The sequence below is a fragment of the Paraburkholderia suaedae genome, from assembly GCF_040812055.1.
Taxonomy (GTDB): Bacteria; Pseudomonadota; Gammaproteobacteria; order Burkholderiales; family Burkholderiaceae; genus Paraburkholderia.
Genome location: NZ_JBFOAH010000002.1, coordinates 434,607 through 450,187, shown reverse-complemented (window position 1 = coordinate 450,187; position 15,581 = coordinate 434,607). Strand labels below are relative to the sequence as shown.

Sequence of the window (15,581 nt, the reverse complement as noted above, 5' to 3'; positions counted from 1 at the left end):
CTCCCCCAGCGTCAGCACGGCCGACTTCGGGCCGCCGGTGTCCTGTCTCTCGAGCACCGTCGCGGCCAGTTGACCTTCGGTGATCACCGTGTATTCGCCGCCGCCGTCGCCGCGCAATTTCGACCCGGGTGGCGTCCTCAGGTCGCCGGTAAAGCGCCAGATGCCGCGCGGCATATAGAAGCCGCGCGCGCCGCTCTGGAACGCGGCGTTCAGGTCAGCGCCGCAATCGTCACTGGACGTGCCCCGCTGGATCGCGGCCAGCTTGCGTGGATCGATGAAGCGCGCCACGCTCACTTCCTGCCCCGCCACGATGTCGCTGAGCGTCTTCAAATAGCTGGGCGCAACCGGGTCCGGAAACGGATGGTTCTGCACATACGCGGCGACCTGCCTGATCTTCACGTCGTGCGCGACACCGTCGCGGGCGATCATCAGCCCGTCGTTGCCGAGTACACGGTCGGCGGTGCCGGCGCTCGTGAGCGAGTCCGTCCCGTGCGGCGCGCTGCTCGCAGCGCCCGCGAGGCCAATTTCGGCTGTTGTCGCGCCGGCCCCGGCCAGCCCGCCGAGCACAAGAGTCTTGATGGTCTGCCGCCGGGTCTTAGTCACCATAACGTTGGTTGTCCTGTTCGTACAACACATGACTTCATTCCGCGGTTTGCGGCTGCTTCACGCCAAGGGCGCGCGTCGATGAGAACCGGCTGCGGCCTGGACCCGCGCATCAGTCCCCGTCCGCCGCGTGGCGTGAAGAGCGGCAAGCGGTATTTGCGGCTAAACCGCCAGTGGTGTTCATGTGACGCCGTGCCGCCTTGCTCAGAAAACCCGAGGCGGACGCCCGCTGATGCGCGAGGGTGAGCCGTGCGCCCGGCACGCAGAGCACGCGGTAGCCCGCTTGCCATGCGCAGCACCCATTCGGCCTCGAACGGCGTGCCACCGCGCCACGCTTCGCGCATCAGATGGTTCCGTCGCGCCGGGAATAGGAGCCCAACGCGGCGGGCGAGACGTACCACATGAGCAGACCGACGATGCCGCCGACCTGCACCAGGTACGCCGCACTCCTTCCCATTTCGGACTCCAGCACTCCGCGAGTCGAGCAGAGCACTGCGGCGAGTAAAAAAGCGATCGTCGCGATCATTTTCTTTTACGCCTGACATGCCTCCGAGGCATCGACGCTGCGTGTGCCTCCCAGGTAGATACGCTCGATGACAGCCGCGAACTGCTCGATCTCGCAGATGTTGAGCAAACCGCCGTCGTGATCCACTCCTTCCGCGCCCAATGGCGTCGACACGACCGGCAGCCTGGCCGCCAGCATTTCCAGTGTCTTCAGCTTGACGCCCGCACCCGAGAGCAGCGGCACCACGCCGATATCGGCGGATTCGAAATACTTGCCCGGGTCGGCCACGAAACCGGTCACGCAGATATCGTCGCTATTCAGGCGCTTGACGCGCTCGCTCGGGTCCGAGCCGACCACGAACAGTTTCAGCCCGAGGCCGCGTCGGCGCAGCGGCAGGAACGTCGACTCGACGAAGTTGAGCAGCGCCTCTTCGTTTTCCCTGCGCTGCATAGCGCCCCAGAACAGGATGTTGCCTTTCTTCACGGTGTCTTTCGTACGGCGCACGGCTTTCAGGAAATCCGGCAGCGGGATCGGCACGACCTGCAACGAAGCGATGCCAGCATAAAGCCCCTGAACCAGGTGCGCATCCTTGTTCGATAGTACGAGTACCTTGTCCGCGACCTTCATCAGGCGCTGTTCGCAGTCGAATGTCTGCTTCGCGAAGAGCCGTCCTTCGATGCTCTTGGTGCGCAGCACCATCTGGATAAACACGTCGTGCATGCCCAGCTCGATCCTGGTCTTGTCGCCAAAGCGGCGTTTGAGATCGAACGCATACGAAAAGCACTGCGAGAACTCCAGCCGTACCGTGTCATAGCCGTTTTTTTCGATCAGGTCGCAAAGAAATCTGCTGATGGCTTTGGTATATCGCGTGAAAAAGCGCGGTGCGAAATGCAGCGGATCGGCGAGGAACGACGGTATCAGGTCGAACGTGTTCACATACTTCACGTAGACATTCCCCACGTTCTGCCGGAACTCGATGTGTTTGTCCTCGATCGGCAAACGCGAGATGAGCACCACATCGACATCGTTTTCAGCACTCAGCTTGGTCAGATAATCGAAAGCCAACCGGTGCCCAGCTTGCCGCGCGTTTTTCTGAGGCAGAAAAGGTGAGACAAATAGCATTTTCATCCGAATAACCCCTTCACTCCATGGCGGACACTCAACGGTCCCCGCCCAAAGACATCATCGCGATCCAGTCGAAGCAGCGTCCACGTCCGCTTCACGTTTTTCATACCGCGCCTACATCCAGTCGCACAGCGTCAGAGACGCCAGGCTTCATCGTTCGTGCGGCTTATAGATGTAGCGTGGCCAACGTGAACTCGCGAACCGGTGATTGCAACTCATCCTCCAATTCGAATCTGGTCATTGGACGCCGATTGGACCCGTTGACGCACGCTTCCGTAAGTGTCGCAGGGTCTGAGCAGCCTGCGTCTCGCTGCATGACGAATTGCTACGTTCAGGCTTTGCAAACTCTGCAGCGGGCACCTCTGATGTGAATTACCGAAGCCCAGCTATCAGAGAAGAGCTGACCAGAAGAGTTGGCGAAACAAATGTAGATGCTGTTTGCAGGAATCTGCTGCTGGCTGACGCGATGCAGGCACTGCAAATAATGCAGCCAGGAGCAGCCCCGAGCCACCCTTTTGATATACGCTCCACCGGTTCAAGACCGAGCTTACGTACCACTCCACAGGTTCAGCCTCCCGTTGATTGCTATACCAATGTGGCTGGACAATCCGTCAATACACATTGCTAATGATTCTGTCCGGTCGGCGAGCGCCTTGGCAGGCGGAGGCATGTCTGCAGACTCACTCCTTGCTTTCCTTGTTATAGACGTGCTTGTTCGCAACTACGCCCTTCGGGAAAACCTTGCGCACGAGACCCCGCGCGGTCGCGTCGGCTCGCAGCAAGACATCGCGGACCGGCTGCTCGGGGCGGCCACGAAACGAGGTCGGGTGGAAGTATGCGGCCTCGCCCGCCGGATGATCGGAGAAGTAGTAGTTCGACACACAGCAGCGCGGTTCGTCAGTCAGATTCGGCGAGACCGAATGCCACGAATGCGGGTTCGTTATCATCACGGCGAGGCGGTTGAACTGGCTGACAATCGTGATAGGCTCCGCCTTCGGGCCGTGCGGCCATACTTCGAGATTGCCACCGTTCTCCGCGCGCCAGCCCGGCGACACGTAGTACAGCAGATTCAAGACGCGATAACGCTGGCGATCCTTGTCGTGCGAATTGTCCAGATGTGGGTTTAGGAAGTGCCCGCGGCCCATCATCGAAATGCCGCCGGCGTACAGATGTTCGTCCGGATATAGCGAAGCCAGGCTGGTGATCTGCATCACGAGATTCACTACCTCCGGTTCCTGGAAAGCATAGATCACTTCCTCGAGAATCGGCGCATGGCGGTTCATTTGGGCCGATACGTATTTCAGTTCGCGCAGGTTTTTGCGAAGCATCATTGTCGACGCGTCGGGAAAGCCACGCCGTATCGTCGTGGCCAGCTCCTCCGGAAGGATGTCGTCGACGAAGAAGTGCTGCACGGGCGCACTTCCCTGCCACTGACGGCGGGCCGCATTCAGATTGTCTCGCAGCCGCGCTGCGATCAACTGGCCAATGTCTGTCCGCTGCATTTCCATAGATTCCTCTTCGCACCTTTGGATTGACATGAAGGACTATTTCGTCCGCCGAGAGAGTAGCCGCCGCGTGGCCCTTGGGTTCGATTTAATACGGTTCTTAAGAGTCAGACCAGCGCGGTTTCTCTCGAAGTGTGTGGTGCAAACACCGTTGTCACGTTGGCAATAAAGAGGTGAGGGCATTTCCGCTACACTCAGGCCCCTTCGAGATCCGGCCCATGGCCACCGTTGAACGTACAGCGTATCCGCGCTTCCTCCCGAAGGTCTTTTCGGCTGAGGAGTTGCAGATCCCTTATACGTCGGACGTTGGAGATTAACTGTCGAACCCGGATGTGCTACACCTGCGTTGACTCGAAAGTGACCATACCCGAGACGCCATCCGTGGCAACACTGGATAACGTCGCGCGGTTCTGTCCGGCGCGCGTCGTAGCGGTTTCATAGCGTTTGCGAATCAAATAGACGGGCCGCCGCTTCGCCTCGAAATAGATCCGCCCGATATATTCGCCGATTACGCCGATCCCCATTAACTGTATTCCGCCGAGGAATAGCATGATGCTGGCGAGCGAAGCATAACCGGGCACCGGATTACCTTGCAGTAGCGTACGAATCACCATGAAAGCTGCATAGCATAGAGCTGAAGAAGCCACCAGCATGCCGACATACGTCCAGATGCGCAGCGGCAACGTGCTGAAACTTGTAAAGCCTTCAAGAGCGAAGTTCCATAGCTTCCAGCCCGAGAACTTGGTTTTGCCCGCGATGCGCGGCTCGCGCACATACTCCACCACCGCCGTCTTGTATCCAACCCACGCAAACAGCCCTTTCATGAAGCGTTGCCTCTCCGGCAACCGGCATATCGATTCGAGAACCTCCCGCGTGAACAGACGGAAGTCACCGACGTTATCAGGCATGTGCAGGTTAGTCAGCGCGTCGTGCGCGCGATAGAACATCGCCGCACATTTGCGCTTCGCGAAAGTATCGGTGTCGCGGTTGCTACGCTTCGCGAGCACAACGTCGTAGCCCTCGCGCCACTTTTCGATCAAACGCGGGATCACCTCGGGCGGGTCTTGCAGATCAGCGTCGAACGGCACGATAAGGTCGCCGTTCGCCTCATCGAGGCCGGCAGTCAGAGCGGCTTCCTTACCGAAATTGCGGGTAAGTTCGACGATCTTCACATGGCCGACATTACGTCCGATTGTCCGTAACTTCGTGACTGTCGAGTCGCGGCTGCCGTCGTCGATGCAGACGATCTCATAGTCGAATCCATCAAGGGTGGATACGACCGGTACGACACGAGCAAAAAAAAATTCGACGGCCTCTTCCTCGTTGTAGAACGGCACGACTAGCGATAGCAGCATATGGGCCTCAGCGCGAAGGGCAGGACAACGGCAGCGAGCCGCGGACTCCTCACGTCGTTCGGTGACGCTGGCACTTTGGAGTCACAAATCCTACTTTGGGTTGTCGAAAGCCCCCTGTCCGTGCGGTAACACGCATACGTCGATAGGTGCTGTTGAGTAATAATCGCGACGACAATTGCACTTTTCCCTCGGCCGCGTTCTGTTAATAGTTGAGGGCTACGGGAGGACACATTTTGAGTTCTGAAGCAGGCGCACCGCTGCGACATTCACGCTCCGATGGCGGATCGGTCCCCGTTCCGACACGCGACGTCGCGTCCGTGCAGACGCTGTTGTGGCCGATTGTCATGGCGATCTTTGCCGTTGCTCTGATCGCGAATTCCTTGCGCATTCGCGTCAGGACTTCTTGCTGGCCAGTGAGGTCGTTCTCCTACCAGCGATTTCGCCCTTTCGCTGCGAGTACTATGCGCCCGGCCCCACTAATCCGCGGAAACAGCGTGATCCGATGCAGTCGGGCGTCCAGGCGGATGTGTTGCTGGACCGGCTCGCGGTGCCGGGAGCAGCTGTTATCGAACGTTGCACCGCCTGAGCGCCATTACGAATCGATGTGCTATGAGCGGGTCCTGTGCATCGCTGCGTACGTCTGCGACCTCGGCGCACATGCGGCGAAAACGAATTCATGACGATGCGACGACCCGGATTGACATGGCTCATGGTGATGAGCCGTGTCTTCACGTTCGCCAAGTATGCCCTGATCGGGTTGGTCGGGACGGCCGTGCAATACGCAGTGCTGATTGGGCTGGTGGCGATGCATGCGGCGAGCGCCGTGGTGGCGTCGACCATCGGCGCCATGGTCGGCGCATGTGTTAACTACTTGCTCAACTATCGCCTGACCTTCAAGAGCACCGCGCGCCACGGGCGGGCTGCACCACGGTTTTTCTGCGTCGCAGCCGTTGGCGTGATGATCAATGCAGTGGTGATGAGCGCGCTAGCCGACCGCTTGCACGTGCAGTATCTCGTCGCGCAGTGCGTCAGCACCGCTTGTGTGCTAGTGACCGGCTTCATCGTCAATTCGCTCTGGTCGTTCCGCGCCGCGCCCCCCTAAAGCACTGTCCGCACGCACTGGCGCTGCGCACCTGCATATACGTTTCCACATCGACCGATGAAAAGGAGAAAACCAGATGAAGGCGCCACTTGATAAAGCTTTTATAGTGACATCCTTTCTATTGGCTTTTCTGTCTTTCTACGCCATCAATATAATTGTCCCCATGATGAGTGACGACTACTTGTATTCGTTACTCGGTCTATCCATTAAATCTCACTACAACCACTATATGAGATGGAGCGGTCGCGTGGTCCCTGATTTTATAGCTTCGCTCACGACGAACGCTCCCAACAAAATAATAGTTTCCATCATCAACTCTCTCGCACCGACATTGTTAATCTACAACATAGCAATGCTGGCCAAAGCCATCCGTAAGGATATTACTTATCTAGAAATTTCTCTGATATTTGCTCTGATTTTTATTTTATTTTGGGTTTCAAATCCCTCACTAGGGAGCGCCGTTTTCTGGGACGTAGGCGCCGCCAACTATATTTGGCCCGCATTGATCGGAATTTTTTATATTAGAATTTTGCTTATTTATCAAGAGAGAAAAAAGAAACCGGGCGCGATATCATTGTTGTTTCTATTTTCTCTCGCCCTCCTTGCCGGCGCCTCCAGTGAAATCGTAAGTTTGAGCCTGGTTGTTGGTGTGGCTTTACTATTTATCTTCGAAGCGCGTAAAACCGGAGCTATACCCGTAAATATTTTAGTAGGAGGCTTAGGAGGTGCGATAGGTTCGGCAATACTTTTTCTTGCTCCAGGAAACTTCTCTCGCGCGCAGCAAGAAGGATATAACACCAATATATCCGGAATACTATTCAGGGGTGTGCGTTATTTTTTAGTAACCTTCAATGAGACTATGTCTCTGAACTCTTATGTGTTTTTCTCGTTATTTATAACATCGGTATTTTTTATATTTAGCAGGGACAAGGCATTTGTAACCTCAAAGGCGACCTCGTATCTTTTGTTTCTCTTTTTGTTCATATTTTCCACCGCTCTGGCAACGATTACTCCACCTCTGCCAGACAGGGCTTTGGTGACGCAGCTATTTTTTTTACTTTGCTTTTTAAGCATAGGTCTGGCCTCGCTTGGCAGAAAAAGTATCATCTCGGTTTCAATTATAACTATAGGGCCAATGCTTCCATTTTTTTTATTTAATTATTATCTTTTACACCAAAACTACGAAAGTATTTTGGGGCAAAGTGTCGTTATTAAAAACATTATAGATGGCGAAAAGAAGAACCACAATTTAACAGTGGGGATACCTCACTTTTTCGACAGGGGACTTGCAAAGAAAAACGACGTGACGGAAAACTACATGGACCTGAGCGTCGCGAAGTACTACGGGCTGGACAGCATTTATCCATTTTTCGTGAACTTCGACTACTCCATCATAAACAAGGGTTGCGAGTACGGCGACCGACTGCAGGGTAGTGCAAAAGACTATATTATTTGTGTAAGATCATATCAAGATCTTAGCCCCAGACAAAAAACATTTGTTTTTGAAGTCGATAAAAGCAAGATGCCTCGCAACAAGATATTATCCGTAAAGATTAATACCGATAGGGGACAGAGCCATATATCATTCGATGACCAGTACCTGGTTAATTCGACTTTTGTTTATCCCAGCACTCAGTTTCCGGCTCCACTTTTAACCATGAATGAATCGGAAGTAATGGGTCGGCGCTTCTATTTTTTCACCACAAATTATTTTGAGAGAAGCGGCGCCCGCATATTATCAATCGAACTGTCCGAAGAAGATGCGCCGGAGCGGGACACGTCGCCACTTTTGCTCCGCTTACAATGAAGCGACTTAAGCTAATATTTTCCTCTATCTTCGGCAAGTCGGCCCTCGTGGCTCGTGCCGAAGCTGAATGTTCGCGCCAGGGTGATCTTGAGGAAACGCGGGCTTGGTGTATCGGGACATCAGGCCACGTAACACAAGCCTCGGTTTCGCTCTGTAGAGCATGGATAAATACTGGCTCTTTTGAAAACGGAGTGGGTAACGGGGCTCATCGGACATGCTCATTAAAGCGTGAGAAGTCGAGTTTTCCGGCGATGATAAACAGGACAGTGCGCATGGTTTCGAAGCGAGCGTACCCGCGTGCTTTGCGTTTGGCGGCCTGAAACAGGCCGTAGATGGCTTCGATGAAGCCGTTGGTCTGGCGCGTCTGAGTCCAGCCGACAATGCCCTCGAAGTGTCGGCGAATCAGTCGGGCGACGTCCTTCATCGGTTCGACCTTCGAGCGCATGACGTTCGTACACCACTGGTGCAACATCGCCGACACGACAAGAAACTCAGCTGGAACTTCGTTTCGTGGTCGATCAGCGCCGAGTGGTTCGCCTATCTCTTTCTGTTTCCGCTGTGCGCGCATGTGCTGAGCCGGCTCTCGCGCGTGACTTGTGGTGTCATCGTGCTCGTGTGCTGGCTCATGTTTTACTCATGTTTTACGTATACTGCTTCTTCTTCAACGACGGCGATCTAGGGTTGACCGCGTTCGGCGCTCTGCGGAGCGTGCCCGAGTTCGTCGGCGGATACTGGCTGTTTCGCGTGGTCAAGACGTGCGAAGTTGGCGAAGTCGTGATGTGCTTCAGTCTCGCCGCCCTAGTGGCTTTGATATCCGTGCCGACGACCTGGCCGCTTTTGCTGTTGCCGTTGATCCTGCTCGTGATTGCAGGTCTTGCGAACGGCGGTGTAGTCGGCAAGGCGTTGTTGGGCAATCGGGTCGCGGTGTTTCTTGGCGAGATCTCGTTTTCGATTTATCTGATGCACCCGATTCTGCAGATCGCCTTCAATCAGGTAGTCAGAAAGCTGCATGTGTCGCATAGCATGACGGTCGCGCTGGTGGTTCTGCTGGTCGAGTTGGGTGTGGTTGTGGTAGGTGGCGCGCTTGGCTACTACCTGATCGAAGTGCCGGCGCGTCGCGCGATCGTCGCGAAAGTGCAGGCGTGGCACGGCAGGCGAGTGGAAGCGGAGCAAACGGTGGCGCCAGCAGCGCCAGCGTCCTGATCGACGCGGCGTCTCGCGCGGAGACTCAGCGCACGGCAATTGCACGAAGCAAAATGCGGAAGCAGCGCAAAAAGCCCCAGTCACGAGAGAACTGGGCTTTTTGTCTCAAGCGGGCCTTCGGATACTTTTTGAATACGCTGGGTTGATAGCAGAACCGGACGCTCAAGGCAAACAGGTGTCAATAACATGCTCCCAAGTTGGGAGGCGTTGCTAGCTGCTTGAGGTGGTTTCAGAAAAATTTGCGAATAACGGCCGACCATCTTGTATGTTCCGCCTGCGACAGTTCAAAGCCTTTTTCCATCTTTGCCGCCAACCGGTTTCTCGCTTCCTGTACGTCTCTTTGTTTGAGTTAGGGTACTTTCCAATTGTAGGCCGACGGTCCGGGAGCAGGTGCTACACAACCAATTGCACGGGGTTCCTACGTGCTATACACCGTATAGTCCGTCCAGTACGCCGCCTTCGGGTGGATGACTCCGCGGTCGACAGGCTATCGGGTTCGCTATCGCAGACTGCCCAAGGTTACTCGAGGCGAGCCACCAGCATTTCCTGAGGGCCACTTTGAAGATTGCTGTTCAAGGGCTTTCGTAGCGGTGATCAATAGTTCGACTAACGCGGGGCGCGGTAACTTCCAGATTCAGCGGTACGCGGACGCCATTCGCCCTTGCAATGACCCGCAATACAGAAGCTCTAGCGCGTGAAGGCGTGGTAGTACGGTAGTACGCAAAAAGATTGGTCCTCAAATGCGGGACCGGTTGAATCCGCCCCTGCTCATTGCCTGTCGCGGTCTAAACCGGCGGACAGATCTCCGGCCCGCAACGAACGGACCAGCTTGATGGCGTCGCGTCGGTCTGTCTTAACGCGCTCGCCGGGTTTGCGTGGAATCAGTGACCGTGCGCAAACCATGCATTCGATACCCTTGTCGATCAGCCGTCGGTACAGGCCATATCCGCAGGGGCCGGCTTCGTAGACCACGCAGATGCGCCGCGCTTTCGACTGCAGCCGTTTGCATAACCGATCAACTTCGATGTGTGTCGTACCGACCTTGACGAGCAGTTCCACGTCGCTCATACCGATCGCGTATGCGACCATGATCGAATCCTCGTGGACGTCCAGTCCCACCTACAAGATGCTATCGTTTTCCACGCTGGCCTCCGTGTCGGAAAGGCCGTTGAATGGCGGCTCTGGCAGCAATGCTAACCCGCGTTTTTATCCGCACGGCGGCCAGCCTTGCCGAACGGGAATCATACTGACTTGCTGATCGTCGTTCGTGCTGTATCCGAGGCGTGCGTGATTGCGTGGTTGGCTTGTGACGCTGCGCGAAGCGCTGACCATTCGGAATCGAGGGGGACGCCTTCGAGTCGGCAACGTGCGATGGCTTCCGCGCGGTCGCTGGTGCGAAGTGCTTTCGTGATTTCGGGTTTACCGAGGATCGAGACTAGATCGAGGGGGACACGACGGCGGATGTAGTATCGCGAACCGCGCTTGATGAGGTGGTTGCACATGGCGTAATGATAGCTCGCTGTGTAGCATCCACGCGGACACGGAGCCCCGCCACAAATGACTGACGGGCCCGAAGGCCCGCCAGATAAGAAGTTTCTGTGGTCGGGGCGAGAGGATTTGAACCTCCGACCACCTGCACCCCATGCAGGTACGCTACCAGGCTGCGCTACGCCCCGAACAGCACAAAATTATAACAGACACTTCATTCGATTAGAACCGTCTCACGCGAGCAAACCGAACTAATGACTCAACAAACTGATCACGTGTAGCAATTCCTTGCGCAACTGCTCGACGTCCACCGCAGCGTTCGCCGCAGCAGGCGCCTGCGCGGTCAGCTCACCCTCGCGCTCCTCGGCCGCTTCCGCCTGCGCCCCCGGCGCGCCGCCATGCGAATCGAGCCGATTGCGCGCGCCGTTGATCGTAAAGCCCTGCTCGTACAGCAACTCACGAATCCGCCGGATTAACAGCACCTCATGGTGCTGGTAATACCGCCGGTTGCCGCGCCGCTTGACCGGCCTCAACTGCGTGAACTCCTGCTCCCAGTAACGCAACACGTGCGGTTTCACGCCGCATAGGTCGCTCACCTCACCGATGGTGAAGTAACGCTTCGCCGGAATCGGAGGCAAGACGACTTTTTCGATCGCCGCTGTCATCGTCAGTTAGCCGTCGTAGTGGGTTGCGCAGCAACGCGCCAGTCGATCAGCGCGCCAGGCTCGTTTCCGCGCCGTTCTCTACCAGCGCTTTGAGCTTTTGACTTGCATGGAACGTGACGACGCGACGCGCAGCGATTGGAATCGCCTCGCCGGTCTTCGGGTTCCTGCCGGGACGCTGGGGCTTGTCACGCAACTGAAAGTTACCGAATCCCGACAGCTTCACGCTGTCGCCACTTTCCAGCGCATCACGGATCACCTCGAAGAACGCTTCGACCATGTCTTTCGCTTCCCGCTTGTTGAGTCCGACATTGTCGAACAGCAACTCGGCAAGTTCCGCCTTGGTGAGCGTCGGCGTTTCAGCGGAAACGACGGCGGGTGATGTCGGAATATCGCGAATCATGGCGCTACGTTGCGCCGTAAGAAGGGCTTCGAAATCACTCGAGTTCATTTCATTCATATCTATCAAATGGCGCGTCAAGCGAAAAACAAAGGATGCGGAAACAGCCGTGCAATTCTTAAATGCGGGTTATCCGCGCAACCGTGCGCCATATGCTCGAGCCAGACGTTCCACCAGAGTTTGAATGGCCAGATCGACCGTTTCATCCTGAAGGGTTCCGCCAGTATCTTGCAAGGTCACACGGAACGCAAGGCTTTTCTCGTGCGGGGACAGTCCACCGGAAGTGTTTGATTTTGGACGGAATTCGTCGAAAAGTGCCACCTTCTGGACGCTCTTGCAAGCGGGCTCGGACTGGGCTTTCTGAAGCTCGTCGAGCAGCGCCTGGGCCTCGATTTTTTGATCGACGACCACCGCAATATCGCGCCGCACCGGCGGGAATTTAGAAACTTCCGCCGGGCTCGGCAATACCCGCTGCATTAATGCTTCGGCTTCGACTTCAAACAGGATCGGCGCGTGCGGTAAATCATATTTTTGCATCCAGCGCGGATGCAATTCGCCAATCCAGCCCACTGCGCGGCCATTCACTTCGACGCTCGCACTGCGTCCCGGATGCAATGCCGGATGGTCCGCTTTCACGAAGCGCGGCACCGCCGGCGCGAACAGCGCTTCCAGATCGCCCTTTACGTCGAAGTAGTCGACCGTGCGCGTCGGCGCGCCCCACTGCTCGTCGAGCGCGGGACCGTAGGCGAGCGCGCCGATCATCTTCGGCTGGGCGAAGCCTTCGACCGTGAGCTCGCCGGCCTTGATCGACGGATCGTGCAGAAACACGCGCCCGGCTTCGAACACCCGCACGCGATCCGCCGCGCGGCGATTCAGGTTCGTGCGCAGCACGTGGATGAGGCTGCCGAACAGCGTAGTGCGCATGACGGACAACTGGCTGGCAATCGGATTGAGCAGACGAACCGGCTGTTCGTTGCCGGCGAAGTCCTGCTCCCACTCGGCGTCGACGAAGCTAAAGTTCACCGTCTCCGCGTAATCGCGCGCGGCGAGCGCATGGCGAATCACGTGGATGGAGCGCTGCTTTTCGTTGGTCGCGCGCATCTCGCTGGTCGCCACGGGCGGGCGCGCGGGAATGTTCTCGAAGCCGTAAATGCGCGCGACTTCTTCGATCAGGTCTTCTTCGATTTCGATGTCGAAGCGGTACGACGGCGGCACCACCGAGAAGGTGTCGCCATCGCGCTCGAACGTGAGGCCGAGGCGCGTGAAGATTTGCGCGATTTCGTCCGCGCCGATGGCAACGCCGATGATGCGGTTCGCGCGCGACACACGCATTTTCACCGGTTCGCGCTGCGGTACGTTGACGATCTGGTCGTCGACCGGGCCGGCCGCGCCGCCGCAGATGTCGAGGATCAGCTGCGTGATGCGTTCGATGTGCTCGACGGTGGTCGCATAGTCGACGCCACGCTCGAAGCGATGGCCGGCATCGGTCGAGAAGTTGTATCTGCGCGAGCGGCCACGAATGCTGTCCGGCCACCAGAACGCGGCTTCCAGATAGATGTTGGTGGTGTCGAGCGTGACAGCGGTGCTGTCGCCGCCCATGATGCCCGCGAGACTCTCGATGTGCTGCTCGTCGGCGATCACCCCGACGCTTTCATCGACCTCGACGGTATTGCCGTTCAGCAGCTTGAGCGTTTCCCCTTTGCGGCCCCAGCGCACGTCCATGCCGCCGTGGATCTTGTCGAGGTCGAACACGTGCGACGGACGGCCCAGTTCGAGCATCACGTAGTTCGAAATGTCGACGAGCGCGGAAATGCTTCGCTGGCCCGAACGCTCGAGGCGCTCGACCATCCATTGCGGCGACTTCGCGCGCGCGTTCACGCCACGAATCACGCGGCCCGAGAAGCGGCCGCACAGATCCGGCGCCGAGATTTTGACCGGCAAAATTTCGTCGAGCTCGACTCGAACCGGCTTGATTTCGAGCGGACGCAACGGTGCGCCGGTGATCGCCGACGTCTCGCGCGCCACCCCGAACACCGACAGGCAGTCCGCCTTGTTCGGCGTCAGCTTGATTTCGAAAACGGTGTCGTCGAGGTTGAGCGTTTCGCGGATATCCTGGCCGATCGGCGTGGCGTCCGGCAGGATCATCAGGCCGCTATGGTCGTCCGAGAGCTTGAGCTCGCGTGCCGAGCACAGCATGCCCTGGCTTTCCACGCCGCGCAGCTTCGACAACCGGATCGCGAACGGCGCGCCGCCTTCTTCAGCCGGCGGCAGTTGCGCGCCGACCAGCGCGACCGGCACCTTGATACCCGGCGCCACATTCGGCGCACCGCATACGATGTTCAGCGTCGCGCCAGTGCCGGCGTCGACCTGACACACATTGAGCTTGTCCGCGTCCGGGTGCTTGACGACTTCCAGCACCTGGCCGACGACGATCTTCGAGGTCGGCGGTGCGGCCGGCCGCAGGTCTTCGACTTCAAGACCGGCCATCGTCAATGCGTGCGACAGTTCGTCGGTCGTCAGTTGCGGATCGACAAAGGTTCTCAGCCAGGATTCCGGGAATTGCATGGTTCTGTGTACGTTCTGATCAGGTTGGGTCCACGTCCGGCAGTCGCGCCGGTGACTCGGTGTTGGGCCGAATCACCGCGCACTGCGGGGGACGCTGCTGGCGGCACGCGCCATGCGTTGCCGCGCTCTGTGCTTATCGCGCTCGTGCGCGCCGGTTCAGGCGAATTGACGCAGGAAACGCAAGTCGTTTTCGAAGAACAGACGCAGGTCTTGCACGCCGTAACGCAGCATCGTCAGCCGTTCCAGGCCGCTGCCGAAAGCAAAGCCGATGTAGCGCTCCGGGTCGAGGCCCATGTTGCGGATCACCGTCGGGTGAACCTGGCCCGCGCCCGAAATTTCAAGCCACTTGCCGGCGTTCTTGCCCGTTTCGAACAGCATGTCGATCTCGGCCGACGGTTCGGTGAACGGAAAATACGACGGACGGAAGCGCACCAGAATGTCGTCGCGCTCGAAGAATTTCTTCAGGAAATCGGTGTAGACCCCCTTCAGGTCAGCAAAGCTGATGTTCTCGTCGATCCACAGCCCTTCGACCTGGTTGAACATCGGCGAATGCGTGGCGTCGCTGTCCACACGGTAGGTGCGGCCCGGCACAATGACCTTGATCGGCGGCGTGTTGGTGCGCGCGTAGCGCACCTGCATCGGGCTCGTATGCGTGCGCAACAGGAGCTGGCGCCCGTCGGCATCCTTGCCGTCGACGTAGAAGGTGTCCTGCATCGAACGCGCCGGATGATTTTCCGGACTGTTCAGCGAGGTGAAGTTGTACCAGTCGGTTTCGATTTCGGGGCCGTCGGCCACGTCGAATCCGATCGTACTGAAAATCTGTTCGACACGCTCCCACGTGCGCATCACCGGGTGCACGCTGCCTGCACCGGTGCCGCGGCCGGGCAGTGTGACGTCGACGGCTTCAGAGGCGAGGCGCTGATTCAGCAGCGCGTCGGCCAGTGCCTGACGGCGGGCCGTCAACGCCGCTTCCACTTGTTGCTTGACGAGGTTGATCCGGGCGCCTTCGGTCTTGCGCGTTTCAGGATCGAGCTTGCCAAGGCCCTTCAACAGTTCGGTCAACGCGCCCGCTTTACCGAGAAAGCGCGCTTTCTCGTTCTCCAGGGTGGTGACGTCGGAGGCTTCTGCGAAGGCTTTTTGCGCGTCGGCGACAATCTGTTCCAGGTCCATTGATCCCATCTTTTGAACGTCAGTGTTCTATCGAAACAAAACCGGTTCTACCAACAAAAACGGGGCTCGGTGAGGAGCCCCGTTTTTGTTG

At 57.6% G+C, this 15,581-nt stretch carries 12 protein-coding genes, 1 tRNA gene and 3 pseudogenes; 3 read left to right on the top strand and 13 right to left on the bottom strand.

The window, feature by feature from the left end:
• The 5 genes and pseudogenes from ABQJ48_RS05475 to ABQJ48_RS05455 form a co-directional block, all read right to left on the bottom strand.
• Window positions 1-606, bottom strand: a pseudogene (locus tag ABQJ48_RS05475) (hypothetical protein); the annotation flags it as partial.
• 340 nt (window positions 607-946) lie between these two features.
• Window positions 947-1,129 (bottom strand): hypothetical protein, encoded by a 183-nt coding sequence (locus ABQJ48_RS05470; RefSeq protein ID WP_367836507.1) that lies wholly within the window; start codon window positions 1,127-1,129, stop codon window positions 947-949.
• A 6-nt stretch (window positions 1,130-1,135) separates the two neighbouring features.
• The gene (locus tag ABQJ48_RS05465; RefSeq protein WP_367836505.1) at window positions 1,136-2,236 is read right to left on the bottom strand and encodes a glycosyltransferase; all 1,101 of its coding nucleotides are present in this window, start codon (window positions 2,234-2,236) and stop codon (window positions 1,136-1,138) included.
• A 677-nt stretch (window positions 2,237-2,913) separates the two neighbouring features.
• Window positions 2,914-3,735, bottom strand: coding sequence for a 2OG-Fe(II) oxygenase (locus ABQJ48_RS05460; protein WP_367836503.1), 822 nt, complete (start codon window positions 3,733-3,735; stop codon window positions 2,914-2,916).
• A gap of 338 nt (window positions 3,736-4,073) precedes the next feature.
• Complete coding sequence (locus ABQJ48_RS05455; RefSeq protein WP_367836501.1) at window positions 4,074-5,093, bottom strand: glycosyltransferase family 2 protein; 1,020 nt, start codon at window positions 5,091-5,093, stop codon at window positions 4,074-4,076.
• Between the two features lie 715 nt (window positions 5,094-5,808).
• Here ABQJ48_RS05455 and ABQJ48_RS05450 point away from each other — a divergent pair.
• Window positions 5,809-6,195, top strand: a complete 387-nt coding sequence (locus ABQJ48_RS05450; RefSeq protein ID WP_367836499.1) for a GtrA family protein — start codon at window positions 5,809-5,811, stop codon at window positions 6,193-6,195.
• 76 nt (window positions 6,196-6,271) lie between these two features.
• Entirely contained in the window at window positions 6,272-8,002 is a 1,731-nt protein-coding gene (locus tag ABQJ48_RS05445; RefSeq protein ID WP_367836497.1) for a DUF6056 family protein, read from the top strand.
• A gap of 205 nt (window positions 8,003-8,207) precedes the next feature.
• Here ABQJ48_RS05445 and ABQJ48_RS05440 read toward each other — a convergent pair.
• A pseudogene (locus tag ABQJ48_RS05440) lies at window positions 8,208-8,486 on the bottom strand (transposase); the annotation flags it as partial.
• 26 nt (window positions 8,487-8,512) lie between these two features.
• On the opposite strand from ABQJ48_RS05440, the gene ABQJ48_RS05435 reads away from it, so the two are divergent.
• Window positions 8,513-9,205 (top strand): acyltransferase family protein, encoded by a 693-nt coding sequence (locus ABQJ48_RS05435; RefSeq protein WP_367836495.1) that lies wholly within the window; start codon window positions 8,513-8,515, stop codon window positions 9,203-9,205.
• 792 nt (window positions 9,206-9,997) lie between these two features.
• Here ABQJ48_RS05435 and ABQJ48_RS05430 read toward each other — a convergent pair.
• The 7 genes and pseudogenes from ABQJ48_RS05430 to pheS all read right to left on the bottom strand — a co-directional run.
• Window positions 9,998-10,294 (bottom strand): annotated as a pseudogene (locus ABQJ48_RS05430) (IS110 family transposase); the annotation flags it as partial.
• A 152-nt stretch (window positions 10,295-10,446) separates the two neighbouring features.
• Entirely contained in the window at window positions 10,447-10,707 is a 261-nt protein-coding gene (locus ABQJ48_RS05425; RefSeq protein WP_367836493.1) for a DUF6538 domain-containing protein, read from the bottom strand.
• A gap of 97 nt (window positions 10,708-10,804) precedes the next feature.
• A tRNA-Pro gene (locus tag ABQJ48_RS05420) sits at window positions 10,805-10,881 on the bottom strand.
• Between the two features lie 63 nt (window positions 10,882-10,944).
• The gene (locus ABQJ48_RS05415; RefSeq protein ID WP_367836491.1) at window positions 10,945-11,358 is read right to left on the bottom strand and encodes a MerR family transcriptional regulator; all 414 of its coding nucleotides are present in this window, start codon (window positions 11,356-11,358) and stop codon (window positions 10,945-10,947) included.
• Window positions 11,359-11,404: 46 nt separating this feature from the next.
• On the bottom strand, window positions 11,405-11,815 hold the full coding sequence (locus ABQJ48_RS05410) for an integration host factor subunit alpha (RefSeq protein WP_367836489.1): 411 nt from the start codon (window positions 11,813-11,815) through the stop codon (window positions 11,405-11,407).
• A 69-nt stretch (window positions 11,816-11,884) separates the two neighbouring features.
• Window positions 11,885-14,320 (bottom strand): phenylalanine--tRNA ligase subunit beta, encoded by a 2,436-nt coding sequence (gene pheT / locus ABQJ48_RS05405; RefSeq protein ID WP_367836487.1) that lies wholly within the window; start codon window positions 14,318-14,320, stop codon window positions 11,885-11,887.
• A gap of 156 nt (window positions 14,321-14,476) precedes the next feature.
• Window positions 14,477-15,490 (bottom strand): phenylalanine--tRNA ligase subunit alpha, encoded by a 1,014-nt coding sequence (pheS, locus tag ABQJ48_RS05400; protein WP_367836486.1) that lies wholly within the window; start codon window positions 15,488-15,490, stop codon window positions 14,477-14,479.
• Window positions 15,491-15,581: the final 91 nt, after the last annotated feature.

Bases quoted from the DNA above. Each gene is read 5' to 3' on its own strand.
- ABQJ48_RS05470 (WP_367836507.1), bottom strand. From the start codon at position 1,129: ATGATCGCGACGATCGCTTTTTTACTCGCCGCAGTGCTCTGCTCGACT.
- ABQJ48_RS05465 (WP_367836505.1), bottom strand. From the start codon at position 2,236: ATGAAAATGCTATTTGTCTCACCTTTTCTGCCTCAGAAAAACGCGCGG.
- ABQJ48_RS05460 (WP_367836503.1), bottom strand. From the start codon at position 3,735: ATGCAGCGGACAGACATTGGCCAGTTGATCGCAGCGCGGCTGCGAGAC.
- ABQJ48_RS05455 (WP_367836501.1), bottom strand. From the start codon at position 5,093: ATGCTGCTATCGCTAGTCGTGCCGTTCTACAACGAGGAAGAGGCCGTC.
- ABQJ48_RS05450 (WP_367836499.1), top strand. From the start codon at position 5,809: ATGAGCCGTGTCTTCACGTTCGCCAAGTATGCCCTGATCGGGTTGGTC.
- ABQJ48_RS05445 (WP_367836497.1), top strand. From the start codon at position 6,272: ATGAAGGCGCCACTTGATAAAGCTTTTATAGTGACATCCTTTCTATTG.
- ABQJ48_RS05425 (WP_367836493.1), bottom strand. From the start codon at position 10,707: ATGTGCAACCACCTCATCAAGCGCGGTTCGCGATACTACATCCGCCGT.
- ABQJ48_RS05415 (WP_367836491.1), bottom strand. From the start codon at position 11,358: ATGACAGCGGCGATCGAAAAAGTCGTCTTGCCTCCGATTCCGGCGAAG.
- ABQJ48_RS05410 (WP_367836489.1), bottom strand. From the start codon at position 11,815: ATGAATGAAATGAACTCGAGTGATTTCGAAGCCCTTCTTACGGCGCAA.
- pheT (WP_367836487.1), bottom strand. From the start codon at position 14,320: ATGCAATTCCCGGAATCCTGGCTGAGAACCTTTGTCGATCCGCAACTG.
- pheS (WP_367836486.1), bottom strand. From the start codon at position 15,490: ATGGACCTGGAACAGATTGTCGCCGACGCGCAAAAAGCCTTCGCAGAA.